This is a genomic window from Catenovulum sediminis (assembly GCF_007289895.1).
GTDB classification, from domain to species: domain Bacteria; phylum Pseudomonadota; class Gammaproteobacteria; order Enterobacterales; family Alteromonadaceae; genus Catenovulum; species Catenovulum sediminis.
The window spans coordinates 3614662-3639228 of sequence record NZ_CP041660.1; the positions used below are offsets into that span (position 1 = coordinate 3614662).

At 38.9% G+C, this 24567-nt stretch carries 21 protein-coding genes and 1 pseudogene; 9 read left to right on the forward strand and 13 right to left on the reverse strand.

Annotation, left to right across the window (positions count from 1 at the left end; all coding sequences use genetic code 11):
* Positions 1 to 68 precede the first annotated feature (68 nt).
* Together FNT16_RS21085 and FNT16_RS21090 are read left to right on the forward strand one after the other, a co-directional pair.
* Complete coding sequence (locus FNT16_RS21085; RefSeq protein WP_342779142.1) at positions 69 to 1160, forward strand: alpha-amylase family glycosyl hydrolase; 1092 nt, start codon at positions 69 to 71, stop codon at positions 1158 to 1160.
* A gap of 5 nt (positions 1161 to 1165) precedes the next feature.
* Positions 1166 to 1789, forward strand: coding sequence for an alpha-amylase family glycosyl hydrolase (locus FNT16_RS21090; protein WP_342779143.1), 624 nt, complete (start codon positions 1166 to 1168; stop codon positions 1787 to 1789).
* Positions 1790 to 1859: 70 nt separating this feature from the next.
* Here the strand turns inward: FNT16_RS21090 and FNT16_RS15305 are convergent, their stop codons facing one another.
* The 12 genes and pseudogenes from FNT16_RS15305 to FNT16_RS15355 form a co-directional block, all read right to left on the reverse strand.
* Positions 1860 to 2570, reverse strand: coding sequence for a tRNA1(Val) (adenine(37)-N6)-methyltransferase (locus tag FNT16_RS15305; protein WP_143872399.1), 711 nt, complete (start codon positions 2568 to 2570; stop codon positions 1860 to 1862).
* Positions 2571 to 2585: 15 nt separating this feature from the next.
* Entirely contained in the window at positions 2586 to 4805 is a 2220-nt protein-coding gene (locus FNT16_RS20860) for a hydantoinase B/oxoprolinase family protein (RefSeq protein WP_246072241.1), read from the reverse strand.
* Positions 4779 to 6181 (reverse strand): annotated as a pseudogene (locus FNT16_RS20865) (hydantoinase/oxoprolinase family protein); the annotation flags it as partial. The gene FNT16_RS20860 and the pseudogene FNT16_RS20865, both read right to left, overlap by 27 nt.
* A 145-nt stretch (positions 6182 to 6326) precedes the next feature.
* A complete protein-coding gene (locus FNT16_RS15315) occupies positions 6327 to 7217 on the reverse strand; it encodes an alpha/beta fold hydrolase (protein WP_185976611.1) in 891 nt (296 codons plus the stop codon).
* A 1-nt stretch (position 7218) separates the two neighbouring features.
* The gene (locus FNT16_RS15320) at positions 7219 to 7827 is read right to left on the reverse strand and encodes a Slp family lipoprotein (RefSeq protein WP_143872401.1); all 609 of its coding nucleotides are present in this window, start codon (positions 7825 to 7827) and stop codon (positions 7219 to 7221) included.
* Positions 7811 to 8467 (reverse strand): M50 family metallopeptidase, encoded by a 657-nt coding sequence (locus FNT16_RS15325; protein WP_143872402.1) that lies wholly within the window; start codon positions 8465 to 8467, stop codon positions 7811 to 7813. The genes FNT16_RS15320 and FNT16_RS15325 overlap by 17 nt, the downstream gene beginning before the upstream one ends.
* 8 nt (positions 8468 to 8475) lie before the next feature.
* Positions 8476 to 11166 (reverse strand): response regulator, encoded by a 2691-nt coding sequence (locus tag FNT16_RS15330; RefSeq protein ID WP_143872403.1) that lies wholly within the window; start codon positions 11164 to 11166, stop codon positions 8476 to 8478.
* 94 nt (positions 11167 to 11260) lie between these two features.
* Positions 11261 to 13348, reverse strand: coding sequence for an EAL domain-containing response regulator (locus tag FNT16_RS15335; protein ID WP_143872404.1), 2088 nt, complete (start codon positions 13346 to 13348; stop codon positions 11261 to 11263).
* A gap of 289 nt (positions 13349 to 13637) precedes the next feature.
* A complete protein-coding gene (gene tsaB, locus FNT16_RS15340; protein WP_143872405.1) occupies positions 13638 to 14330 on the reverse strand; it encodes a tRNA (adenosine(37)-N6)-threonylcarbamoyltransferase complex dimerization subunit type 1 TsaB in 693 nt (230 codons plus the stop codon).
* Between the two features lie 2 nt (positions 14331 to 14332).
* On the reverse strand, positions 14333 to 16270 hold the full coding sequence (yoaA, locus tag FNT16_RS15345; RefSeq protein ID WP_143872406.1) for a DNA repair helicase YoaA: 1938 nt from the start codon (positions 16268 to 16270) through the stop codon (positions 14333 to 14335).
* A 67-nt stretch (positions 16271 to 16337) separates the two neighbouring features.
* The gene (locus tag FNT16_RS15350) at positions 16338 to 16604 is read right to left on the reverse strand and encodes a hypothetical protein (RefSeq protein WP_143872407.1); all 267 of its coding nucleotides are present in this window, start codon (positions 16602 to 16604) and stop codon (positions 16338 to 16340) included.
* Positions 16605 to 16703: 99 nt separating this feature from the next.
* The gene (locus tag FNT16_RS15355; RefSeq protein ID WP_185976612.1) at positions 16704 to 16934 is read right to left on the reverse strand and encodes a sulfurtransferase TusA family protein; all 231 of its coding nucleotides are present in this window, start codon (positions 16932 to 16934) and stop codon (positions 16704 to 16706) included.
* Between the two features lie 95 nt (positions 16935 to 17029).
* On the opposite strand from FNT16_RS15355, the gene FNT16_RS15360 reads away from it, so the two are divergent.
* The 7 genes from FNT16_RS15360 to FNT16_RS15390 are packed head-to-tail and all read left to right on the forward strand — an operon-like array spanning position 17030 to position 21808.
* A complete protein-coding gene (locus FNT16_RS15360; protein WP_143872409.1) occupies positions 17030 to 17707 on the forward strand; it encodes a hypothetical protein in 678 nt (225 codons plus the stop codon).
* Between the two features lie 29 nt (positions 17708 to 17736).
* On the forward strand, positions 17737 to 19197 hold the full coding sequence (bepA, locus tag FNT16_RS15365; protein WP_143872410.1) for a beta-barrel assembly-enhancing protease: 1461 nt from the start codon (positions 17737 to 17739) through the stop codon (positions 19195 to 19197).
* A 2-nt stretch (positions 19198 to 19199) separates the two neighbouring features.
* Entirely contained in the window at positions 19200 to 19556 is a 357-nt protein-coding gene (gene arsC / locus FNT16_RS15370; protein ID WP_143872411.1) for an arsenate reductase (glutaredoxin), read from the forward strand.
* Positions 19549 to 20136: an NAD(P)H:quinone oxidoreductase gene (wrbA, locus tag FNT16_RS15375; RefSeq protein WP_143872412.1), complete on the forward strand. Its 588-nt coding sequence runs from the start codon at positions 19549 to 19551 to the stop codon at positions 20134 to 20136. The genes arsC and wrbA overlap by 8 nt, the downstream gene beginning before the upstream one ends.
* Positions 20133 to 20549, forward strand: a complete 417-nt coding sequence (locus FNT16_RS15380; RefSeq protein ID WP_143872413.1) for a DUF2069 domain-containing protein — start codon at positions 20133 to 20135, stop codon at positions 20547 to 20549. The genes wrbA and FNT16_RS15380 overlap by 4 nt, the downstream gene beginning before the upstream one ends.
* A gap of 7 nt (positions 20550 to 20556) precedes the next feature.
* Positions 20557 to 21234: a TIGR01621 family pseudouridine synthase gene (locus tag FNT16_RS15385; protein WP_143872414.1), complete on the forward strand. Its 678-nt coding sequence runs from the start codon at positions 20557 to 20559 to the stop codon at positions 21232 to 21234.
* Between the two features lie 22 nt (positions 21235 to 21256).
* On the forward strand, positions 21257 to 21808 hold the full coding sequence (locus FNT16_RS15390) for a cyclic nucleotide-binding domain-containing protein (RefSeq protein WP_143872415.1): 552 nt from the start codon (positions 21257 to 21259) through the stop codon (positions 21806 to 21808).
* Between the two features lie 5 nt (positions 21809 to 21813).
* Here the strand turns inward: FNT16_RS15390 and FNT16_RS15395 are convergent, their stop codons facing one another.
* A complete protein-coding gene (locus tag FNT16_RS15395; RefSeq protein ID WP_143872416.1) occupies positions 21814 to 24357 on the reverse strand; it encodes a glycogen/starch/alpha-glucan phosphorylase in 2544 nt (847 codons plus the stop codon).
* Positions 24358 to 24567 lie beyond the last annotated feature (210 nt).

The window sequence follows — 24567 nt, forward strand, 5'->3', positions numbered from 1 at the left end:
TTACAAGGTATGCAGGTTTTACGTTTTTAATTCAGGACATCTAAGTTCATTATCTTTAGGTAGAAAAAATGGCCATTAAAAGAAACAAAATACATCAGTGTGTTGTTGCAGCTTTAGCGACAAGTGCTGCTTTATTAACAGGTTGTGCAACACAAAGTTCGAATAGTACAGCTCAAATAACAAACTCTTATTACGGTACTTTAGAGCCATTTGCTCAAGAAAATTTATATTTTGTATTAACCGATCGTTTTGTCGATGGCGATCCGAATAATAATTACCCAGAGCAAGGTGGTGATGAGAACTATACTTTTAACCGCCCTTTAAAAGGTCCTGATGGTAAAGAAGCGAATGTTGGTTATTTAGGTGGAGATCTCCTCGGTGTATATCAGCATGCTGATTATATAAAAGATTTGGGCTTTACCTCTGTTTGGGTGACCCCGATAGTTGAAAATCCAGACGAAGCTTTTACCGGAGGTGAAAAAATTCACTACGGTGAAATGTTTAAAGACGGTGGTAAAACTGGCTATCACGGGTACTGGGGCGTGAACTTTTTTGTAGAAGATGAACATCTTGTATCTGAAAACTTCAAGTTCAAAGACTTTACCGCTGGCATGAAATCAAAAGGTTTAAAAACAGTTTTAGATATAGTGGCTAATCACGGCTCTCCTTCTTATACAATGCCTCAAGATCAACCCATGTATGGTGAAATATACGACAAGGATGGCAAGCTGATAGCCGATCATCAAAATTTACACCCTACCGAGTTAAATTATGACAACCCACTTCATACCTTTTTTTACAAAAAACCGGATTTAGCTCAGCTTTCTGATACCAATGCGGATAACCCTGCGGTACTAGACTATTTTGTAGAAGCTTATCTGCAATGGATAGATCAAGGTGCTGAAGCTTTTAGAATTGATACCATTCGGCATATGCCTCATCATTTTTGGAAGAAATTTGCGGACAGAATTCGTGAACACCATCCTAACTTTTTCATGTTTGGTGAAAGCTTTGTCTATGAAGCGGACTTTATTGCCCAGCACACCTTACCTGAAAACGGTAAGGTGAGTGTCTTAGATTTTCCTGGTCAAGCTGCTATCACCAGTGTTTTTGGTAAACCTAAAGAGGGGAGCCAGCTAAAGGCTACCAAGATCTGTTAAGCTATTTGTATCTAGAGCAAAGCCCTTACCACAACCCATATGATTTGATGACCTTTTATGACAATCATGATATGGCACGTATGAATGCGGACATTAAAGGTTTTATCAATGCAAATAACTGGTTATTTACCAGCCGCGGTATACCTGTCGTGTATTATGGCTCTGAAACTGCTTTTATGGCAGGTACAGCTGAGCATGAAGGCAATAGAAACTATTATGGGGTCGATAAAATAGCTGAGGCAAAAACACACCCTGTCGCGCAATCGATGAAAACGGTCGCGCATATTCGAAAAGAGTCGGTCGCGCTACAACGTGGTTTACAGCTAAACCTTGATTTTAATCAAGACACGGCTGCGTTTTATCGTATCTACCAACATGATGGTGTCATTCAAAACGCGCTAGTATTGCTTAATAAAGGAGATGCAGAAACAAGCATCGAACTTTCAGGCGATAAGCTACATGCCGGTACCTACACAGACGCAATGAGTGGAAAGCAAACAAGCATCTCGAATGGTTTATCTTACCCTGTACCTGCGAATGGTGTGGTTGTGTTGTTAAACGATACTGCGATATCTAACCCTAAGATATTGGCTGAGTTAGCTAAATTGCAGCAGGTCGTTCCAATGTAATCATTAGGTGTGCGTGACCTAATTTAAACAAAAAGGTGCTTAGGCACCTTTTTTGATACCCTAAAGTTATTTAAAAATTTAAATAATATGGCTGACAAAGTGCTTTGTATGCTTTCGTATACTGCTTATTCTGTTGATAAATAACCAATTCATCTTGGCTGTACTCAGTTTTATTTTTGCTAAATCTTAGACAAGCTAGTTTATACTCATTTTTATCTTCGACTGTTTTAACGTTTAAACGGGCAACTAGGTGAAGTTCAAGCTTTGAAGCTTCTTTAACAAAGCAATCTAGATTGGCATAGGGTAAGATAAATTCAGCACTTCCTTGTTGCGTAATTAGAGCACTGACACATGTTAATAGCTGTTGAAAAGTTAATTCTTGTTGATGTCTTGCCAACATCCGTTGTGTTTCAAATTTTTGACCCGCAGTATAATAAGGCGGATTGGAAATAATCCATTGATACTTATTATCTGTAGCTAACGCTTTTATATCGGTATGTAATAAGCGTAGCCGTTGCGACCATTTGCTCTGATAAAAGTTTTTCTGGCAATCTAATATCGCGTTTTTTTCTATTTCAACCGCATGTATTTCAACATTATCGGCTGTTTTTTGCGCCAGCATTAGAGAAAGTATGCCAGTTCCGGCGCCTATATCTAAAACTCTGCCAGCAGGTAAGCAAGAAGCGTTACTCCAACTGCCCAAGATTAGACTATCAGTGGAAACTTTCATCCCACAATGTTTTTGTTCGACTAAAAATTGCTTACAACGAAACTGAGCCACGTTCTGAATCCTGATTTATAAATTTTCATAAGCGCCATAAGCACCACCACCTGGCGTTTTTATGGTTAATGACTCACCCGCTTTAACTTCCAGCTCGCAGTTTTCTGCCAACAAGGTTGTATTACCATCAATCGTATGCAACATATTTTTGCCACACTTTCCAGCTTGCCCGCCAAACAATCCTGGCGGTGCTACGATTCTGGAATTTGAAAGTATGTTGACTGTCATTTTTTGATTAAACTGTATTGTTCTGGTTAAACCGTTTCCACCATTAAAGCGCCCTAATCCACCTGAATTTTGACGAATTGCAAATTGCCGCAATATCACTGGATACCTTTGCTCCAAAACTTCTGGATCGGTCAATCGCGAATTTGTCATATGGCTATGTACTGCATCGGTGCCATGGTAATTGTGACCAGCCCCCGTGCCGCCGGCTAAAGTTTCATAATATTGATATGCGTGATTGCCAAAAGACAGATTATTCATCGTTGTCTGTGATGCCGCTTGTACACCCAAAGCCAAAAATAAGCTGGTTACAATCGCCTGTGACACTTCGACATTCCCAGCCACGACCGCTGCTGGGTACTCTGGGTCTAACATACTGCCTTTATTTACAATCACTTTCAGCGGACGCATACAACCGGCATTTAAAGGGATGTTTTTATCGACCAATGTTCTAAATACATAAATGACTGCCGCATCTGTAATGGAGCGCGGTGCATTAAAATTGGAATTTTGCTGTAGCGAAGACTGTGAAAAATCAATAACAGCTTGTTGATCATTTATTTTAATATCAACGGCAACAACAGCGCCACTATCCATTTTGAGCTGATAAGCGCCCGAGGATAAAGTTTTAAGCGCATTTTTAACGGCCAATTCACCATTGTCTAAAATGGCATTGGTCACTTGTTGAATATATGAAAACCCATATTTTTCTAATATCTTTTTCATCTCTTTTTGACCCGCAATATTAGCTGCTTGCTGTGCGGCTAGATCGGCTATATTCTGTGCAATATTGCGCGCTGGCAAAGCCCCCTTGGAAAAATATTCATCAATCACCTGAGTTAAAAGTTGGTTATTCTCAACAACTTTTAAACCATCAAATAAAATGCCCTCTTCGTTAATATGTTTACTGGCAGCGGGCATTGAACCGGGTGTAATTCCACCAATATCGGCATGGTGAGCACGTGAAGCAAAGTACATAACCGGCTGCTCAATGCCTGCAATAAATAAAGGCGAAACCAAAGTTAAATCGGGTAGATGAGTGCCTCCTGAATATGGCGAATTGATTAAATAGCTATCTCCAGCAGAAATTTTGTCAACCTTAGAAATAATCGCTTTTACTGAATGAGACATTGACCCTAGGTGCACAGGTACATGTGGTGCGTTGGCTATCAATTCACCATTTTCGTTGAATATAGCGCATGAGAAATCCAGTCTTTCACGAATATTGACAGAGTGTGCCGTGCGCGCCAATATTTCCCCCATTTGCTCAGCAACCGACATATATAAATTATTAAATATCTCTAACTGAACTGGATCCAACGCCAATTTTCTACTTTGTTTTTTTGTTACCGATAGTTCACTAGAGAGCTGTTCCGTCTGACTAAATCGCAATGAGTAGTCGGCAAGGACTTCAGCATTCCAGCCGGGCTCTAAAACATTTGTACCTGTTTTTTCAATAATCAGTGCCGGACCATAGACTATTTCACTGATTGATAAATTTTCTCGATAATGAATTGTGTATTGCGAATCTGCCGGCAAATGTTTGTCAACTGAACTGACTATAGGTTCAACAGTAACTGCACTTAGGTTCGATTCAGATGGTTCTACTAAACTAACAACCATGGCATCAATTTGAATTTCGCAGTTTTGCTGCAGATAACCAAACTGGCGCATATGTTGTGTTTCAAAATCACGTTTTAGGAGTCGATACTCGTCAAGTGCCAGCTCAATTCTAACCTCTGAACCAAGGTATTTCACTAGCAACCGAACGTTAAATTGTGGCTTAGCAAGATGAGTGTCTTTGCTTCTGGTTTTAAGCGAGGTTTTATTAAATTCAGCATGTAAGCTGTCTGCTAATATCGAGACTTCTTCGAGCGTTCTATCAGATAATGTTTTTTGAACACTGACTTCTTTAGTGATGCCTTGATCAGCCAAACCAATACCAAAAGCAGATAATACACCCGCATAGGGATGAATGACCACGCTTTTCATGCCTAAACTGTCGGCCATTAGGCACGCATGCTGCCCCCCGCGCCACCAAAACAGGTTAAGGTATATTCTTTTAGGTCATGGCCTTTTTGAGTTGAAATTTTACGTACTGCATTAGCCATATTATCGACCGCAATTGTTATAAAACCTTGTGCTATCTGCGTAATGCTTTTTACAATTTTGTCTTGCAATAGCTGTGCTTGTATTTGGTTAAGCTTATCTAAAGCCGCATTTTTATCTAATGCTTGATTGCCTTGCGGACCAAAAACATTTGGAAAGGCTTGCGGGATAATTTTCCCCAGAATCAAGTTGCAATCAGTAACAGTTAAAGGCCCGCCATTACGATAGCAGGCGGGGCCGGGGAAAGCGCCCGCTGATTCAGGTCCGACTTGAAAGCGCCCATCCTGATAACGACATATTGAACCGCCGCCCGCTGCCACTGTATTAATATTCATCATAGGTGCTGCGATTCTGACACCTGACACCTCTGTGATATAACTGCGCTCATAAGAGCCTGCGTAATGGGCAACATCTGTTGATGTGCCGCCCATATCAAAAGCGATTATTTTCTTTATATCCAATGCTTGCGTTGTTCGACTCGCGCCAATGATACCGCCTGCAGGACCGGATAAAATAGCATCTTTACCGTGAAACATATCAGCGGAGCAAAGTGCCCCACTTGATTGCATAAAATATAAAGGCACATTTCCCAAGGCATCGACAATTTGCCTGACATAATCTTGCATCACTGGCGTAAGATAAGCATCCGCGACACAGGTATCACCCCGAGGAATAATTTTGATAGTTTGTGAGCACCTGTGGGATAATGAAATCTGCTTAAAACCGACCTCTTTAGCCAATAATTCCAATGCCAATTCATGTTGCGGGTTTTTCCATCCATGCATCAAGACAATCGCTAACGCCTCGAAGTTTTCGGACTTCAATGTTTGCAGTTGTGTCCGTATATCTTCAATTTTAAGTTGTTTTTCAACTTTGCCGTCAACCAGAATTCTTTCATCAATCTCAACGACTGTCTGGTACAAAGATTCAGGTAATTTAATATCTAGTGCAAAGATGTTAGGTCTGTTCTGAGTGGCAATTTTTAAAGCGTCGCGAAAACCGCGTGTTGTTATTAACGCTGTTTTGGCCCCTTTTCGTTCTAATAAGGCATTAGTAGCTACCGTGGTACCAATTTTTACATGCTCGATAAGTGCCTGTGGAATCGGCTGTTCTCGCGGTAAGTCCATAATATCGCGAATGCCTTGTATCGCTGAATTTGGGTACTGTGCTGGGTTTTCGGAAAGGAGTTTGTGTGATTTAAATTCACCATCGGGAGCAATTGCAACTATATCTGTAAATGTTCCCCCGCGATCTACCCAAATTTGCCATCCAGCCACAACCAACCTCTTAACTATCAATTTATCAAAACATCAAGTTTATCATTATGTTGAACGGTATAAAATGAATTATGGTAAGGCTAAGGATGGATGATTGACTACGCGTGTTTGCAATTTATATTAAATCTTGAGGCTCCAACAAAGATTAACGACTAATAAAATTTCTGATCAATTTTGCTGTTTGTTTCGCAGATTGCATATGAGCATGATGTCCACCATTAATAAACTGCAACTTGCCACGGTTAAACAGCTGCAACCGCTCTGCAGCACTTTTTTTGATCTCGGGGTAACCATTATCTCCCAATAATATAAGTACAGGGCTGACAATAGATCGAAAAATAGCCTGCGCTTGAGATTCTGTTAAACGTATAGGCGATAAAGTATTAAGCTTTTTATCGCTTTTCCAAACAAACTTTTGTGCACAAACACGAATGTTTCGATCAACGATTAAACGCGCCAACTCAATATTAAGATTGCTGTGCATTGCGCGAGTTTTATATAGAGATTGCAACACAGAAACATCTCTTTTTTTATTTGTTTGGTATTTTTTTTGTGTTTCTTTGCGGCTTACAAATGCTTGTCTTAGGTTATCCACGAAGAAACGCTCATCTTGTGTAAATGCGCCAGCTGATTCCAGCAAAATTAAGTTAGATACAGATTGCGGGTATGTTGCACTGTATAAACAAGCAATCATACCGCCCATAGAATGACCGATTAAATTTATTGTCGTGAGGTTCAAAGCTTCTATAAAAAGATGAAGATCATAAACCCAATCAATTAGATGGTAGTGCGCATCAGCACTGCGATGAGCGCTTAATCCATGTCCGGCTAAATCTAATGCAATCAAGGGTAATTCAGTTAAATATTGGCTAAGCGGAATAAAGCTTGCTGCATTATCCAACCAACCATGGACACACAAGTTAACCGCCTTGGTAGATTGTTCATTCACAAATTGCTCAGATGATAAAGAGAAATTAGCTAAACAACTGATTTCTCTTCCATCAAACAACTTGACCTTTTGTTCTATCAAATCCAACTTATTGAACCATTGGTGCTTTTTTTCGCTTTTTGCGGTTACGCTGTTTTTTATCTAACGGAATATAATAAGGTTGAAGGTAGTGATAACGACTCCAATACCAGCGGCTTGAATATGGCCAAAATGGGTCTCGCCAATAATCGTGTTTGAACTCTTTGTCTTGCTCTGGCCACAAATGAATTTCAGCATTTTGTAATACAGGGTAAACGATAGTGTGTTTGTCTACTTTGCCTGTTTCTGCTGGTGCAATCTTACCCAGCGCACTGACTAAGCGCCCTTCTGTATAAATCCCAGGTTCTAAAAATCTATTGATATAAACTCTAAAACGGCCAGCAGAATCATCTTTGGGTTTGGGTTTTGTACTGGAATAGGTTTCAAAGTGCACAACTTCTAGCAAGGTTTTAGTTTCTAAATTATTAACCGATACAATAACGCCGCCCCATCTTGCTTGCTGCCCCAAGTAATTTTCTGGCGCTTGGCTAACTTCTGTATAGTTAATCAACTGCGTACCGTCAGGTACCCTTAACTTGTCCGGCACCATGCTGCAGGCAGATAAACATAATAAAGGCAACACAGTAAGCGTGCGCCAGAGATTACAAATGCTTTGCATAAAGACTTCTCCATAAATAAAACAGCATCAGAGCCCCCCACGAAAACCAAATTGCAATCCAGATAAATTCAGGGATAAATGTCATATCAGCTAATCGTGCGCCGTCACCTCTGTGCTGACCATCAAAAAGGTATAATGGACTTTTAATTGCGTTAAATATAATGCTCATCGCTATAAATAAGCCTAGCATATTTTTCTGCTTTAACTTTAAATATCGCATACTGCAATAAATTAAGATCAGAATAAACGTACAAATAGCGAACGTAATTAAATCTCTAACGTATAATATAGTAACAAGTATTAAACTAATGAATACTAACAACGAAGCGAGCGTAACTAGATTCTTTTTGCACGACAAATATATTTTCGAAAATAAAAGCCCAAAGCATGCTGCACCGCTGTAGCCTGCAAAAGAAATAATAAAAGCCATTCCACCTCTCGTTATGCACTCTCCGCTGCCATTTAACCTGATTTTTAAATTAACTATTTCCCCGCCGGTTAGAATAGCGGCCAGACCATGACTTAACTCATGGAAATAGGTTTCAAACCATTTTATTGGTACTGACAGAAAAGGAATAAAATGCAGGAGCAACAATAGAATTAAATTAAAATAAAACCAGTGCCTTTTAGAATTAAACATAAAACCTTTTAATTTTCGTCAACAAAACTTGCTAATGCGCTTTTGCTTTGCAGGAAGACCTGATTCAGTTGCTCAACGGATTCAACACTCGCATTCTGTTGTTTTTCTGCTAATAATTGAAATTCGTAACAAACCTCAGATAACTTGACCAAACCTAAGTTGGCTGCCGAGCCTTTTAGTTTATGCGCTATTTTTTGTACTACATCATGCTGTTGTTGTTTTAACGCGTTTTCAAGCGCAAATAAATCTTTTTCAGCTTCGGGTATGAATAATTTATTCAGTTTAATACGAACGGGCTCAGGAATCCGTAAATAGCGCTCTTTATCTATCAAGACGGCTTCGTTTGTTTCAAATTGTACGTTTTGATTACTATCCAAATTCCTCAAATCCATTTTTTTGTTTTTGTTAAGTTTTTTATAGGCCTTTTTTAAACATCGAATTAATTGCTCTTCTTCAACGGGTTTAACAATATAAGCATCCATTCCGGCCGCTAAACATCTTTCTTTATCACCTTTAAGCGCGTTTGCAGTCACTGCTATTATCTGAGGGCTTTTTTCTTTGTATCTTTGCTTGATTTCTTGAGTGGCTTGAAAACCATTTAAAACGGGCATTAAGACATCCATTAAGACAACATCAAATTGCTTTTTATCGATTAGCTCTAATGCAGCTTGCCCATCATTAGCAAATTCGCACGAATAGCCCAATTCATCTAAAAGATATCGCATATATTCTTGGTTGACGAGATGATCTTCTGCTACCAGAATATTTAAAGGAAACGTGTTGGCGATTTGTTTCAATTTTCGTCGCGGTTTTATTTGTTTTTTAGCCGCATCCGCTGTCCAGCCATTGTACAAAGTGTTAATGACAGAATCATATAAAATAGATGCACGCACGGGTTTATAAATGATGGCATCAAATATATCGGCTGTAATTTTTATGTCATTAGAAGATGAACATAAAATAAGTTTAGGGCAATCAACACCATATTCCTTTCGCAATCGTTTAGCTAATTGCACGCCGTTATATTCTGGCATTTGATAATCTAGCAATATCAAATGAAAATGCGTTATCTGTATCTCTTTTTCTATCAGCGCTTGGGGGTTATCTATACAGGTTACACTTGCTCCCCAACCATCAAAATATTGCCTCAACACCATTAGATTTGTCGAATTGTCATCGACAACTAAAATGTTTTTCTCAACCAACTCTGGCAAAATACCTTTGGTAAAATGTTTTGGATTACGATTAACTATTTCAACTGGCAGACTAAACTCAAAAGTTGATCCCTTATGCAGCTCACTTTTAACACCTATTTCGCCCCCCATTAAAGTAACCAGCTTTTTACAGATACTAAGACCTAAACCGGTACCTCCGAATCTGCGAGAAGTAGAGTCTTCAGCTTGAACAAAAGCTTTGAATAACGCTTTTTGATGGCTTGGGGCAATTCCAATGCCTGTATCTTTAACAGACACGCTTAACATTGGAGCTCGTTGAGATTTTAATCTTACTTGTAAGTGTACTGTTCCGTCCTCGGTAAACTTGATTGCATTACTTAATAAATTTACCACAATCTGTTTAAAGCGAGTTTCATCTGTACTAACGCTTATTTGCGCTTCAGGTTTAATAAGGTAAGTTAACTCAATGTGTTTTTCTTGTGCTTTTGCAGCAAATGTCATTATTAAATCTTCTATCACTTCGTTAAGGTCAAACGTTGTGTACTCTAATGTCATTTTGCCAGCACTGATTTTAGAAAAATCTAAAATATCATTAATTAATGCTTGTAAATGTTCACCGCTCAGCCGGATTGTTTTTACAAATTCTTGTTGTTTTGGTTGTAACTCAGTTCTACCAAGTAATGAAGTCATCCCCAATATTCCATTTAATGGGGTTCGAATTTCGTGACTCATGTTGGCAAGAAAAGAAGATTTGGCTTCATTTGCTTTATCCGCCGCTTCTGCTCGACTAATATCATTTATGATATATAACCTTTTTATTCCAGACTGAGTATTGATTTCTTCACGTGTAATTTCACACTTTTTTACCTGTTCATGAAGTAATAAGTCAATCGTAAGTTTTGCAGTAAACTTTTGTGTAGCAATTGTATTATCAATTTGTTTGAGTTGTTCACGTGTATTGTCGATTGTTTGAAACCAATTCATTGCCGTTTGATTAATGGATTCAATCATGGACGTTTTAATGTCGGCTATCACAATCGCAATTGGTACATATTTAAAAACAGATTCAAATAAATGGTGCCAGTGGGACAATTCAGCATCAGCCTGTTTTAACAATAGTTCAGACTTTTTAAGTTCTACGAGTATTTGTACCTTATTTTGTATTAGATGCGGTTTGATTGGTTTAAAAATAAAATCGACTGCTTGAAATTTAGACGTTGCTTTAACTTCGTCTGAATTTTCTGATAAAGAGGTGAGAAAAATTATCGGCGTGACTTCTAAACCCGGCGTTTTTCTAACAAAAGTAGCAATTTCTTGACTTTTCAAATCCTCTAGAGGCGTTGTAAAAATGATTGAACATAAATTTGGCGTTTGAACGGCTAACTGAATCGCATTACTGCAGTTATTTGCAGTAATCATGGTAATACCAAGAGGTTGCAGAAAATCTTTAACCAAAGTTAAATCCTGATGATTTTGCTCTACGATCAGTAAATGAATATCACTGTCTTTGAAACATGGATTCATACCCTTCCTTTTGCGTTTAGCACAACCAATAAAACTTACTGCAAGCTAAAAAGTAAACATGTATCTTTTCTATAAATTATTTTGTGTATCTACTTTAATTTTCACGACAAGTGCTCTCTTTGATAGCGGACTTACTTTGTGATTGCGCAACAAGCAACCGTTCAAACTCTAAAACGGGCATTGGCTTATAAAAATAGTAACCTTGAAAAACTGTGATACCAATCGTCGATAAAAACTTAAGCTGTTCAATGGTTTCTACACCTTCTGCAACCACTTGTAATTTTAATGCTTTGGCAATAAACGCAATCGCTTCAACAATTGCACAATCATCTGTTTGCTGCGGTAAGTCTTTAATGAACGATCTATCTATTTTCAACGTACTGAGTGGTAATGTTTTTAAGTAAGCCAATGAAGAATACCCAGTACCGAAATCGTCGATAGATACTTTGATTCCATCCTGATGGAATGAATTAAGCACCGGCAGTGCTGCATCTAAGTTTTCTAATAACAATGACTCGGTTACCTCTAATTCCAATAACTCTGGCATTACCGAGTGCGTATTTAAATTACTCCAAATTTCTTTTAATAAACTAGGGTTTAAAAACTGCCGTGCAGATAGGTTTACTGCAACCGGTAGTTGAATATTCTTTGTGTGCCAATTTTCTAGACACTGGCAAACGAGTTTAATTACACGATAACCAATTTTATTTATCAGGCCGGTTTCTTCAGCCAGCGGAATAAACTCGATCGGAGAGACCACACCGCGTACTGGATGTTGCCAGCGAACCAATGCTTCAGCACCCTGTATTTGGCCGCTAGCATTTACCTTAGGTTGAAAGTAAACATCGAGCTCATCTTGTTCAATTGCTCGATGTAAATCTTCTTCTAATTCCACTTTATCCTTTAATGAGATCTGCAGCTTAGGCTGAAAAACATTGATTTGTTGGTTGCCCAACAACCAAGCATTATGCAAAGCAATATCCGCATCTCTTAACATATCACACGCATTGGTATAACTGTCGGTATCGTATAAAACAGAGGCAGAAAAGGTTAAATGAATCTCTCTGTCATTAATGACTAATGGCACACGCAGTGGCAACATGATCTTATGCTCAAGAAAGTCTTTTATTGCTTCTAAACTTTGCGGGTTTTGAACTGTAATCGCAAATTTATCAGTATCTACCCGTGCTAGGACTTCTGATGGCGGAATAATCGCAGATAAATTATTAGCAACCTCATAGACCATGGTGTCGCCAAAATGATGGCCATACGAATCACTAATCAGTTTATATCGGTCGATTGCAATCATGATGACTGAAAAACGCTTAATTTGGTTATCCAGCGTTGATTGAATTAAAACCTCTAGCCTGTCTAAAAATGCGGAGCGGTTTAACGTATTGGTTAAAGGATCAATTATTTTGCGATTAGTAATGTCAGTCATTGAACCAGCCATACGATAGGCTTTGCCATTTTCATGGCGGATTGCAGCGCCTCGTATCATCATCCAACGGTATGATCCGTCTTTATGCTTTATCCGACATTCTTTTTCAAAATTATTGCTAATACCTTCTAAATGAAAGCGCATTGAACGATTGAATTCAATCAAATCGTCTGGATGAATTCTGTCTAAAAACGCATCAAATTCATTTTGAAATTCGCTGGCATCATAGCCCAACATGTTTTTCCATCGGTTAGAAAAATAAACATCCCCACTGGATATAAACCAATCCCACAAACCATCATTAGAGCCTTTCGCCGCTAACGTGAAACGTTCGTTTGCTTTGTTAATATCTTCATCTAACTGACGAATTATTAACAAATTCTGGATACGTGCTATTAATATCTCAATATCAATTGGTTTACCGATAAAGTCATTGGCACCCAGTTTAAGGCATGCCACTATTTGCTTGTTATTTCGGCTTCCACTGATGATGATAACAGGCAATGATATAGGGGTATCATGTTCACGTATCAATCGTAGCAAATCCACACCAGAACCGTCTGGTAAACCGATATCCAACAGGGCAAGATCAAACCTTTCGCTGAGCAGCTGATTATATGCTTCAGTCATATTGTCGTAAGCAGATATATGATAGTTACCATATACTTCAAGTGAACCAGCGATAAGCTCTCGAGTTACTCGATCATCCTCAACCAATATAACTCTTGATGCATTCTTCATATCTTAATCCTTCAAGTGAACAGCGCCCAGAATGTTTTAAATTACATACTTAAATATTGAATTAACGGAATTGTCTACCTACTAGAAATAGTAGATTTAATAGTCATAGTCAATAAAACGGCCAAGTTAAATGACATAAGTTTGGTGAAAATTAAGTCAGAAAGTAATTGATAAATAGAATATTTATTTAAATTAATGATTTAGTATAGGTAAACAGCAAACATCGTGATTATGCCTTATTAGAAAAGATTGTTATATACCACTTTCTAACAGTTATTTACGGGGGAATTTACTTCCCCGGCAGTTTTTTCCATGTTACTTGATCACGTACATAAACAGGCGAAACTTGTGCTGCACTTTGCTGGTCACCTTCGCTGAATTTCTTTAATCCGATTAGGGCAATGTCTAATGCATTCGGAAAGGTACACTGTGTACTTACTTGTGCGTTAATTTGCTGGCTAAGTTCTGCATGATATGTTTGCCAACCCGTGCCAATTGCCTGCCATACTATTTGACTGTCTAACGCTTTCAGTGAATTTCGGGCATCACACACAGTATCTTGAATAACGGTTTGTACAGAACCCTGTTCTTCAATGATAAAGGCGCCTAAATAAATTTCATTCATACGCGCGTCGATCGCACTGATAATATGCGTTTGCCCAGAGGTTCGAAAAATACTATGGGCCATGGCTTGCAATGAAGAAACGCCGACGGTTGCTTTGTCTGCCCCCAAAGCCAATCCTTGAACAATCCCAGTTGCGATTCTAACGCCTGTAAAACTGCCAGGACCTTGTCCGTAGGCAATCACATCAACATCTGCAAGTTTTAAGTTGGCTTGTGTGAGTACTGAATCTGTCATGGCAAGAATACGCTTGTTGTGCTCGCGAGGACAAACGTCAAATTCCACAAAAGTTTTACCATCGGCGATGACAGCTGCCGAACAAGCTTCTGTCGAAGTATCTAATGCGAGTATACGGGTCATTATTATTCACTCTCTTTGTTTACTGTCTTATTGCCATTTAACAAAAATGCGCAGGCTTTCTTTAAATCTCGCGTTCTTTGCATATTAGGTAAACTTTGTACGAAAATTTCACCATAAGGCCTAGAGATTAACCTTGGATCGCATATCACCAAAACACCTTTATCCTGTACATCGCGGATCAACCTGCCAGCACCTTGTTTTAAGGTAATGACAGCTTGTGGGATTTGTATTTTTGCAAAAGCATCTTGCCCTTTTCGTTTGCAGTTTTCGATACGCGCCTGAATTAATGGGTCATCTGGTGAAGCAAACGGCAGCTTATCAATAATAACACATTGCAACGCGTCACCTCGAACATCTACCCCTTCCCAAAAGCTCCCAGTAGCCAGCAGAACCGGATCTTGTTCGGCTAAATATAAATCCAACAATTTACGCTTCGGTACTTCGCCTTGCACAAATATCGGATTATCGATTCGTTTTTTAAGCCGAGCAGCGACCATATTCATCATGCGGTAACTGGTAAAAAGGAAAAAACAGCGTCCTTTACTCGCCTGGATTAGCTCGCATGCAGTTTCAATCAATACATTTAATACATTTCTATCATTGGGTTCGGGCATATAACGAGGAATGCATAACATCGATTGCTTAGGGTAATCAAATGGACTTTCCAATTCTAACGATTGATAATCAACTAAGCCAAGTAACTCGGTAAAATGTTCAAACTTACCATCAACAGATAATGTCGCTGACGTCATTAACCAAGATTGTTTTTTATCATTTCTTAAACTTGAAAATTTATCTGCAATGGATAAGGGAGTTAGATTTAAACTGATATGGCGCGGGGTCGTCTCATACCATAAACTAACATCACTGAGTTGCCACTGTGTTAACCTATCTATTTTACTTTTAGCTTCAAATATACGTTCAAAACAATGATCTGCCTCTTTACTGCGACCAATATGGGTTTTTAAAACTTGATATGTAAATTCAATCGTTTGCTCAAGTGTTTGCAGCTCTTGTTGGCATATCTCTGATTGACCTTTTTCACGCCAATTTCCTTTTTCAGGCGTTTGTGGAAAAACCAGACGAAATTGACGCGCCGCAGTGATCAACTTTTCGCTGGCTTTACCTAGCTGTTTCACATCTTTCAGCTCTGTGCGATAGACAGTCTCAATATCTTTGCCCAACTCGACCAATTGCCGAGTTGATAAGCGCTCGCCAAAGTATTCACAGGCAATGTCAGGAATTTGATGCGCTTCATCAAAAACGACTACTTCAGAGTCAGGTACAATTTCGCCAAATCCCGTGTCTTTTACCGCCATGTCTGCAAAGTATAAATGATGGTTAATTACAACCAAGTCTGCATCAGCTGCTTTTTTACGCGCTTTAACTAAATAACAATCTTCGTAGTCTGGACATTCTCGCCCAAGGCAATTATCAAGTGTACTGGTGACCATAGGAATCGCTTGAGAATCTTCCGCGATTTTCGTGACCTCTCCAACATCACCTGATTGGGTTTGGTTTGCCCACTTTTCTATTTGTTTTAGGTCGCTAAGCAATTGTTTATCTTGCAGCATTGGGTGTGCTTTATGCTGTCTGAAGCGATGTAAACACAAATAGTTTGACCGCCCTTTTAATAATGCAGTTTTAACCGTCGACTTTAAGGCTTTTTTAACGATGGGTAAATCTCGGTGATATAATTGCTCTTGTAAGTTTTTAGTACCCGTTGAGACAATAACTTTCTTGCCACTGATGATAGCCGGGATAAGATACGCAAAGGTTTTACCCGTCCCTGTACCGGCTTCCGCTATCAGTAAATTCTGTTTTTCAACAGCGTCTAAAAAAGACTGAGCTAATTTAAGCTGAGCGCTTCTCGGCTGAAAACCATCTATTGTTTTCGCCAACGCACCTTGATTAGAAAATATATGACTTAGCTCTGTCAAAAAAAAACGCCTCGTTTGTTCAAGAGGCGTAGATTATCCAGTTTTTACGCTAAATATCCAGTTTAGCTTATATCAAAATATCGATATGGTGATGTCGCTCATCGTTTGATTTTTGTTTTTCTTGAGTATCCTTTTCATCACTCTCTGTTGCGGTTTCGGAATCAGACAGCTGCTCGTGTCTTTTGTGTGCAAGACGGTGCTTATAATATTTTTCTTCGCGGGTTTCTTGAGACGTTTTAGGTTCTTTTGATATTTTGGCGACATTTAAACGGGGTGGCTTCAATTTATCTTGAACCACACGTGGCATAAATGGAATAATCATGTCCATGTTCATCGTTTGCCTCCTCATTTAAATGATTAAATGACTATCTTTATTATCGGCTAGATATTGAAATTGTTTAAATATTAAAAAACTTATTTTTATTTACCCTTTTTATTTACCCTTGCCTAATTTAATACGTAATCGGTATAGATGTGGTTCAACTTCAAGAATTTCTACGCTATAACCTTTAAATTCAAGCCATGCTGGAATATCCTTTAAAGATGACTTATCTGAGATCCAAAGCTCTAGCGTATCGCTAGCTTGGCAATCTTTAAGTTTTAGTTTAAGTTGCAGCAACGGCATTGGACAAAACATATGACGGCAGTCTAATTTAATTAACATTGTCTGGTGCTTAAAAAGAATGCATGCTTTATTGTAACAAAATATTTTAGTCAATGATTTAATATCAATTGGCATTAACGAGGACGTGTCTAGCGATGTCTAACTCATTAGGTAAATCTGCTTTGCCGGAAAACCCAACTCTAAAAGACATTAACAAGTTTAAACGCCAACTTAATTGGGGCGATTTACCGCCCTTTTATCATATGATTGCTTCATCAGTTAGTGAGTTAGAAAGTATTCATGCGATGGGGTTTGACAATGCTCTAAGAAAGATATGTAAACCTACCAATTGGAATATTGAATTATTAGGTGGCTACATTGACGCAAATAACGAAATACATGTTGATAAAAAACCGCGTATAGCAATTTACCAACTTTTTACCGAGCGTGGGTTTGAATTGCATTGTTTTCCTTATGCAAGAGACAAGGAAATAGACCAATATGTCCGAAATCATCGTTTAATGGAATTTGTAGTCTGGGATCCAGGCACCATGAAAGTACTAGGTCGAGTAAACCAATTACACAAGTTTATTGACTATTATTTTCAGCGCGGTGATGTTGCAGACCGGGCGGTGATTTTCCATGCGATGCATTGTGTCAATAAACTGATTGAATATATGCAAAAACATGTCGATGTCGTTAAAGTGGACGGCGTATCAATCGAACAATACTTTAAACTACAAGAGAAAAAACTGGCGACAGCAGATTTCGACGATTTGCTATTAGGTGGTTTGAAAGGAAACGAATTATCAAACGGGGACTCTAATAAATAATCCAGATAGTTTGATTCGTATATTAATAGGTGTTCAATTTGTTGAAAAAGTTGTCTGTACTTTGTTTGAGTTTGTCTGTTGCGTTGTCGAGTGTCTCTGTCAACGCGGTGTCAAATGGCAATAAATTACCTGATTTGGGAACCGTTGCCGCCGGTAGTTTAACGATCGAAAAAGAAAAAGTGATTGGTCAGGTTATTCGCCGGCAACTTAGAGCTACCTCCCCCGTTATTTCAGATCCGTTATTGGATGAATATCTCAATGATCTTGGAAACAAATTAGTTTCCAAAGCCAATGATGTTCGCTACCCATTTGATTTTTATTTAATCAAAAATCCACAGCTTAACGCATTTGCGACCTTTGGCGGTGTTGTTGCACTACACACCCGGACTTTACTAGAATCAGAAACCGAATCTGAATTGGCTTCTGTTATTGGGCACGAAATCGCGCACGTAACACAACGTCATATAGCAAGAACCATTGAAGAAAACCAAAGAAATGCGCCATTAACAATTGCTTCATTACTGGGTGCTATATTAATCGCTATGGCAGATCCCAGCGCAGGTGCTGCTGCTATCACGACAGCGCAGGCCAGTAGCCAGCAAATGGCGCTTAATTATAATCGTCACAATGAAAAAGAAGCCGACAGGATTGGCCTTCGGATCATGATTGATGCTGGCTTTGATCCGAATGGTGCGCGTGATTTTTTTGTCCGCTTAGCAGAACAAAGCCGCTACTCAAGTAAACTGCCGGCTATGCTGTATTCACACCCATTACCAGACTCTCGAGTGAGTGATATTCGTGCGCGCGTTGACGGCTTAGAACCTAAATTCGTGCGTCCTAACCCGGCATTTCATTTTGCTAAAGTCAGAACAGCGGTGCTATACACGCATGTGCCGAGTTATCATGTAGAGCACTTTAGAGCAAAATTAAACGAGCCAGAGCAAAGCGAAAATCCATATTATAAATACGGCTTAGCACTTGCTCTGATGAAAACCGATGCTTTTACCGAGGCCAGTAAAATAATAGATGACTTGTTACAACAACAAGGCAACAATTTATATTATCTTGATCTAAAAACAGACATAGAGTTAGGCTTAAAACGATATAAAGATATTCTAGATTTATTGGCAATGAAATTAGAATTGATGCCAAATAACCAAGTATTGGTTTTAAACTATGCAAACGCACTGATTTCTGCCAAACAAGCGCAGAAAGCAGTTGAAATATTAAAAGATTTTATTATTCTCCAACCAGAACATTATCTGGCTTGGCAGTTGATGTCAGATGCATATAAACAACTTGGCAACCGAGCAATGTACCATCAGGCTCAGGCTGAGCTATATGCATTAGTTTTAGCATATCCCAAAGCAATTGATGAACTGCATACTGCTTTTAATTATATTGACAGGCAATCAGAGACAGACAAAAAGCGAATCTCTGCCAGAATTAAACAGTTGCGTAATGAACAAGAGAATATTAAAAGGCTTTAAACATGGCTGACTTTATCATTTACCATAACCCTCGCTGCAGTAAAAGTCGTGAAACGCTCGCATTATTAGAGCAAAATGGTATTCAACCCGAAGTTGTTGAGTATCTAAATACCCCACCGTCTGTTGAAACTATACGTAATCTTGTTGATATTTTGGGATTGGATTCCGCCCATCAGTTAATCCGTGAGAAAGAGTTAATCTATAAAGAGCTTGACCTAGATGAATTTATGACGGATGAAGAATTATTACCATTAATGAATGAGTACCCCAAATTAATAGAACGTCCCATCGTCGTGAAAGGCAATAAAGCAATTATTGGCAGGCCGCCTGAAAACGTACTAGAGCTCATTAATGGTTGAGATTCTGGTTTTATACTATAGTCGCAATGGCAGTACGCGCCAGCTGGCGCAGCATATTGCAAGTGGTATCGAAGCTGCTGGCGGCATTGCTCGAATGCGTACTGTGCCGTCTGTTTCAGCTGATCATCAGCAAACAGCTGCACCAGTGCCTTCTGAAGGAGATATTTACGCCGAACATCAAGATTTGATTGAGTGTGATGGTTTAATATTGGGCTCACCAACACGTTTCGGCAATATGGCCGCAGCATTGAAATATTTTATAGATTCAACCAGTACCTTATGGTTAAAAGGATCATTAGAGGGGAAACCCGCTGCGGTTTTCACCTCTACTGGTAGTTTACATGGTGGACAAGAAACAACATTAACCAGTATGATGCTGCCGCTGTTGCACCATGGTATGCTGATAGTGGGTTTGCCTTACAGCGAACCTGCATTACACAACACAGAATCTGGTGGGAGTCCGTATGGGGCAACGCACTGGAGCCACAAACAATCAACAAAAGTTGATAAAACTGAAATCCAACTTGCTGTTGCCCTAGGTAAACGCATGACCAATATAGCGAAAAAATTATCTTCATGACTGATCAACAGAGTAAAATAAAACGTGCTAAGTATATAGCCTTAGCAGGATATCTTGGTTTAATTGCACTCATTCCAGCTTGGCATTTGTGGTTAGCTCCCCCCATGGACGGTTTATCCAAATGGTTTGTCTTGGCGCTTTGGGGGATCCCATTATTAATTCCGTTTAAAGGTTTAATTACGGGAAAACCTTACACTTATGCATGGGCAAACTTTATTGCCATGTTGTATTTTTTACATAGTTTAACTTTAGTTTATGCTTCAGAAAGTGAACGATTTTTAGCAATAATAGAGTTTATATTAGTGTCTCTGTGGTTTGGTGCAGGTACTTACTACGCGCGATGGCAAGGTCAATATTTAGGTATTGGTATTAAAAAACGTAAAAACACCAATTCCCCCAATTCCCCAAATTAAACACTTGATGCCTCATCAACTTATTTACACACACCCTGACTTTTATGTTTTCAATAAAACTCAAGGTGTGGATTTTCATGATGATAATGGTGTTGCTGGTTTTTTTTCACAGATTAAACACAGCTACCCGAGTGAAAAACTTTACCCGGTTCATCGTTTAGATAAAGAAACATCGGGCCTTATTATTGTTGCGCGTAACTTAGCTGCAGAACAGTATATTCAACAATTGTTTCAAGCTTCAAAAATTGAAAAATACTATTGGGCGATCGCCGGTAATAAGCCAAAGCAAAAACAAGGTCGAATTTGCGGTGATATGAAAAAGTCACGCAACAAAGGCTGGATGTTAGCAAAAAGCACGGATAATCCAGCTAAAACCTATTTTTATTCGTTTGGCTTGGGAAATGGATATCGCCACTATTTATTAAAACCTTATACTGGAAAAACGCATCAATTACGTGTTGCAATGAAATCAATTGGCAGCGCAATTTTAGGTGATGATATTTACAAAGGTCAGTCCGCTGATAGATTATACCTCCATGCACAAGCATTGCGCATTCACTACCAACAACAAATAATTGAAGTTCAGCTTAATCCAGACCACCCGCTTTTTAAAATCGCAAACGCAACCGATGAAAATAAAAAGTGGATTAACGCACCATGGAGTTTAAATTGGCCTAAACTGTAATAAAGTACAGGAGGTGATTTAAATGAAAAAAATTGAAAAAATTAATGCGCTCACTGAGCTTGAAATCTTTTCACGTATACCCATTTTCCAATCCCTTAGTGCAAGCGAGCGCAGTTGCTTTTTAACCGATGATGTCGTCTTTTTTATTGTTGAAAAAGATGAATACGTTATTCGTCAGAACGACAATGATCATTATTTTTATATATTATTAAGTGGCCACTTAGAAGTAACGAAAAATGCCAATAATGCATTGATAGCTTATATCGAACCGGGGCAATTTGTAGGCGAAATTGGCTTTATCACGAATCAACCTCGAACAGCTCATGTCAAAGCGTTAGAAAAATCAGTTGTCATACAAATCGATCACAACATCATGAATCGTTTACCTATAAAGGTTAGAGACCAACTAAAAGACCAAATAATTACAGGTTTAGTTGAACGCATCAGCCATTTAAATGATGAGTTAATTGAATCGCATGAAATTCAAAATAAAGCAGACAAAACTAATGAAGGTTCAAGTAAGGCTGTGATCCAGCTCGCCGATGATTGGGAAAACACCGGCAAGACTGGATAATTAGTTTATTCTTCAATAAAACACGGAGTGAGTTTCCAGATATTATTCACGTAATCCTGAATTGAACGATCCGAATTAAATTTACCCATAGTCGCAGTATTGATTATCGCCATTCGCGCCCAAGTTGGTTTGTCTTGGTATAAACGGTCTATCTTTTTATGCGCATCAGAGTAGGAAGCATAATCAGCCAAAGTGAGGTAAGTATCCCCATAGTCTAATAAGCTTCGTTTGATTTCTGCTAATTCTCCCGGTTTGCCCGGTGTAAAATAGTCTGTATCAAACCAATCCAGTACGGCTTTAAGTTCCTCGTTCGCATAGTAGTAATCCCAAGGATTATAGCCAGCTGCCTTTTTCGCTTTTACTTCTTCTACCGTTAGGCCAAAAATAACCACGTTATCTTCACCTGCTTCTTCGGCAATTTCGATGTTTGCGCCATCCAGTGTACCTATGGTGACGGCTCCATTTAAAGCAAGCTTCATATTACCTGTACCGGACGCTTCTTTGCCTGCCAAAGAAATCTGTTCAGATACATCCGCCGCTGGGATCATTTTTTCTGCCAAGCTAACTCGATAATTCGGTAAAAAGACCACTTTCAGTTTATCTTTTATACGTGCGTCATTGTTAACTCTATCCGCTACTTTATTGATAGCATATATAATTTCCTTTGCCATATAATATCCAGGAGCAGCTTTTGCGCCAAAAATAAATACTCTTTTTGGCATATCATAATCAGGGTTTTGTAACAAACGACGATATAAAGCCATGATATGTATCAGATTCAACTGTTGACGCTTATATTCGTGTAAACGTTTGATCTGAATATCAAACAATGCAGTTGGGTCCACTTCAATATTGGTTAAGGATTTAATCACTTTAGCCAATTCAACTTTATTGTCATGTTTTATCTGCATAAAGACTTTTTGAAATTTGCTGTCATCAGCAAAGTCATTCAGTTTCTGCAATTTATCTAAATGTACGGGCCAATCATCATCTACATATTCGGAAATCAATTTTGATAGCGCCGGATTACAAGATTTTAGCCAACGTCTTGGTGTAACACCATTGGTTACGTTAGTGAGTTTATCAGGCCAGATTTGATTAAATTCGGGGAATAAATCAGACTTGACCAACTGTGAATGGATCTCAGCAACACCATTTACTTTAAAGCTAGCAATAACCGACAAGTTACCCATTCGAACCATTTTTTCATGACCTTCTTCGATAATAGATAACTTCCTTTTTACCTCATCATTGTCTGGGAATGCTGGTTCAACGACATCTTCTAGGAAACGACTGTTGATTTCATAAATGATTTCTAGGTGACGTGGTAATACTTTTTCGAATAATCGAACAGACCACTTTTCCAAAGCTTCTGGTAATAAGGTGTGATTGGTATAAGCGAATACGTTTTGGCAGATTGCCCAAGCATCATCCCAATGCATTTCTGCACGGTCTACCAAAATTCTCATTAACTCCGGAATCGCGACCGCTGGGTGAGTATCATTTAATTGGATGACGACCTGCTCTGTAAACTTGCTCCAATCATTACCATGTGCACGTTTATAACGTCTAATAATATCTTTAATAGAACATGCGCAAAAGAAGTATTGCTGTATTAAACGCAATTCTTTACCCGCTTCGGTATTATCATTTGGGTATAATACTTTTGAAATGGTTTCCGCCTGCACGTTTTCAACTTGAGCATCTAGGTAACCACCCGCATTAAATACATCCCAGTTGAAAAAGTCCGAAGCGCGGCTCTCCCATAATCGTAAAATATTAACGGTTTTAGCACCATAACCAACCACAGGTATATCCCATGGTACACCTTTAATAATTCGGCCCGGATGCCATTCTTTATGAATGTGTCCACCCTCGTCGTACTTGGTTTCTACATAACCATAAAGGGGAATTTCTTGGATTGATTCTGGTCGGCAGATTTCCCATGGATTACCATATTCACGCCATGAATCCGGCCGCTCTAACTGACGACCATGCTGAATTTCTTGGGTAAATAAACCATGCTCATAGTGGATACCATAGCCAATAGCCGGATATCCTAACGTCGCTAATGAGTCAACAAAACAAGCAGCTAAACGGCCTAAACCACCGTTCCCCAGTGCCATATCCGGTTCTTCTTCACAGATCTCGTTAAAATCCAAATCTAGCTGCTCTAAAGCTTGCTTGGCGATATCTGTTAAACCAACACTTGTCAGGTTATTCTTCAAAAAACGGCCCATCAAAAATTCTAAAGAAAAGTAATGAACGGCTCGGGTGTCTTTTTGATAATGTGTTTTTTGTGTTTTGGTGACACGTTCAAAAACAATTTCGTTGACCGCGGCACAAGTGGCATTCCACCAAGCTTTTTTACTGGCTTTGTTCTCGTCCGTGCCTAATGTAACATGCAAGTGTTTGACCACGCAGTCCTTGAATTCTTCAGTCGTCACTTCAAATTGTTTTAAGTCATCAGAAACCGCTGACGTTTTTTTGCGGCTTGTTTTAGCGCTTGCGCTAGTTTTATTTTTGCTAGTACGGCGAGTTGTTGTCATCTTTAATCCTACACACTGGTATACAGTTGTTTAAAGTTCCAACCCTAAGCCAATCACTTATCGTGAACTGCAAGCTGTCGGGTCACTTACGCGCTCCGCATGTGATAACCCAGTCGACAAACTGAGCTAAATCAATTGTTATTATTTATTTAATATGTCTCGTGCAATGCGAATTATTTTTATTGATTGGGAACAGCTTTTGCTGTTCCC

What these genes read in the sequence shown, in the direction of transcription:
- wrbA (WP_143872412.1), top strand. Translation starts at nt 19,549, where the DNA reads ATGGTTGAGATTCTGGTTTTATACTATAGTCGCAATGGCAGTACGCGC.
- FNT16_RS15395 (WP_143872416.1), bottom strand. Translation starts at nt 24,357, where the DNA reads ATGACAACAACTCGCCGTACTAGCAAAAATAAAACTAGCGCAAGCGCT.
- FNT16_RS15320 (WP_143872401.1), bottom strand. Translation starts at nt 7,827, where the DNA reads ATGCAAAGCATTTGTAATCTCTGGCGCACGCTTACTGTGTTGCCTTTA.
- FNT16_RS15335 (WP_143872404.1), bottom strand. Translation starts at nt 13,348, where the DNA reads ATGAAGAATGCATCAAGAGTTATATTGGTTGAGGATGATCGAGTAACT.
- tsaB (WP_143872405.1), bottom strand. Translation starts at nt 14,330, where the DNA reads ATGACCCGTATACTCGCATTAGATACTTCGACAGAAGCTTGTTCGGCA.
- FNT16_RS15385 (WP_143872414.1), top strand. Translation starts at nt 20,557, where the DNA reads ATGCCTCATCAACTTATTTACACACACCCTGACTTTTATGTTTTCAAT.
- arsC (WP_143872411.1), top strand. Translation starts at nt 19,200, where the DNA reads ATGGCTGACTTTATCATTTACCATAACCCTCGCTGCAGTAAAAGTCGT.
- FNT16_RS21085 (WP_342779142.1), top strand. Translation starts at nt 69, where the DNA reads ATGGCCATTAAAAGAAACAAAATACATCAGTGTGTTGTTGCAGCTTTA.
- FNT16_RS15360 (WP_143872409.1), top strand. Translation starts at nt 17,030, where the DNA reads ATGTCTAACTCATTAGGTAAATCTGCTTTGCCGGAAAACCCAACTCTA.
- FNT16_RS20860 (WP_246072241.1), bottom strand. Translation starts at nt 4,805, where the DNA reads ATGGCCGACAGTTTAGGCATGAAAAGCGTGGTCATTCATCCCTATGCG.
- FNT16_RS15325 (WP_143872402.1), bottom strand. Translation starts at nt 8,467, where the DNA reads ATGTTTAATTCTAAAAGGCACTGGTTTTATTTTAATTTAATTCTATTG.
- FNT16_RS15390 (WP_143872415.1), top strand. Translation starts at nt 21,257, where the DNA reads ATGAAAAAAATTGAAAAAATTAATGCGCTCACTGAGCTTGAAATCTTT.
- FNT16_RS15380 (WP_143872413.1), top strand. Translation starts at nt 20,133, where the DNA reads ATGACTGATCAACAGAGTAAAATAAAACGTGCTAAGTATATAGCCTTA.
- FNT16_RS15350 (WP_143872407.1), bottom strand. Translation starts at nt 16,604, where the DNA reads ATGAACATGGACATGATTATTCCATTTATGCCACGTGTGGTTCAAGAT.
- FNT16_RS15355 (WP_185976612.1), bottom strand. Translation starts at nt 16,934, where the DNA reads ATGTTAATTAAATTAGACTGCCGTCATATGTTTTGTCCAATGCCGTTG.
- FNT16_RS15330 (WP_143872403.1), bottom strand. Translation starts at nt 11,166, where the DNA reads ATGAATCCATGTTTCAAAGACAGTGATATTCATTTACTGATCGTAGAG.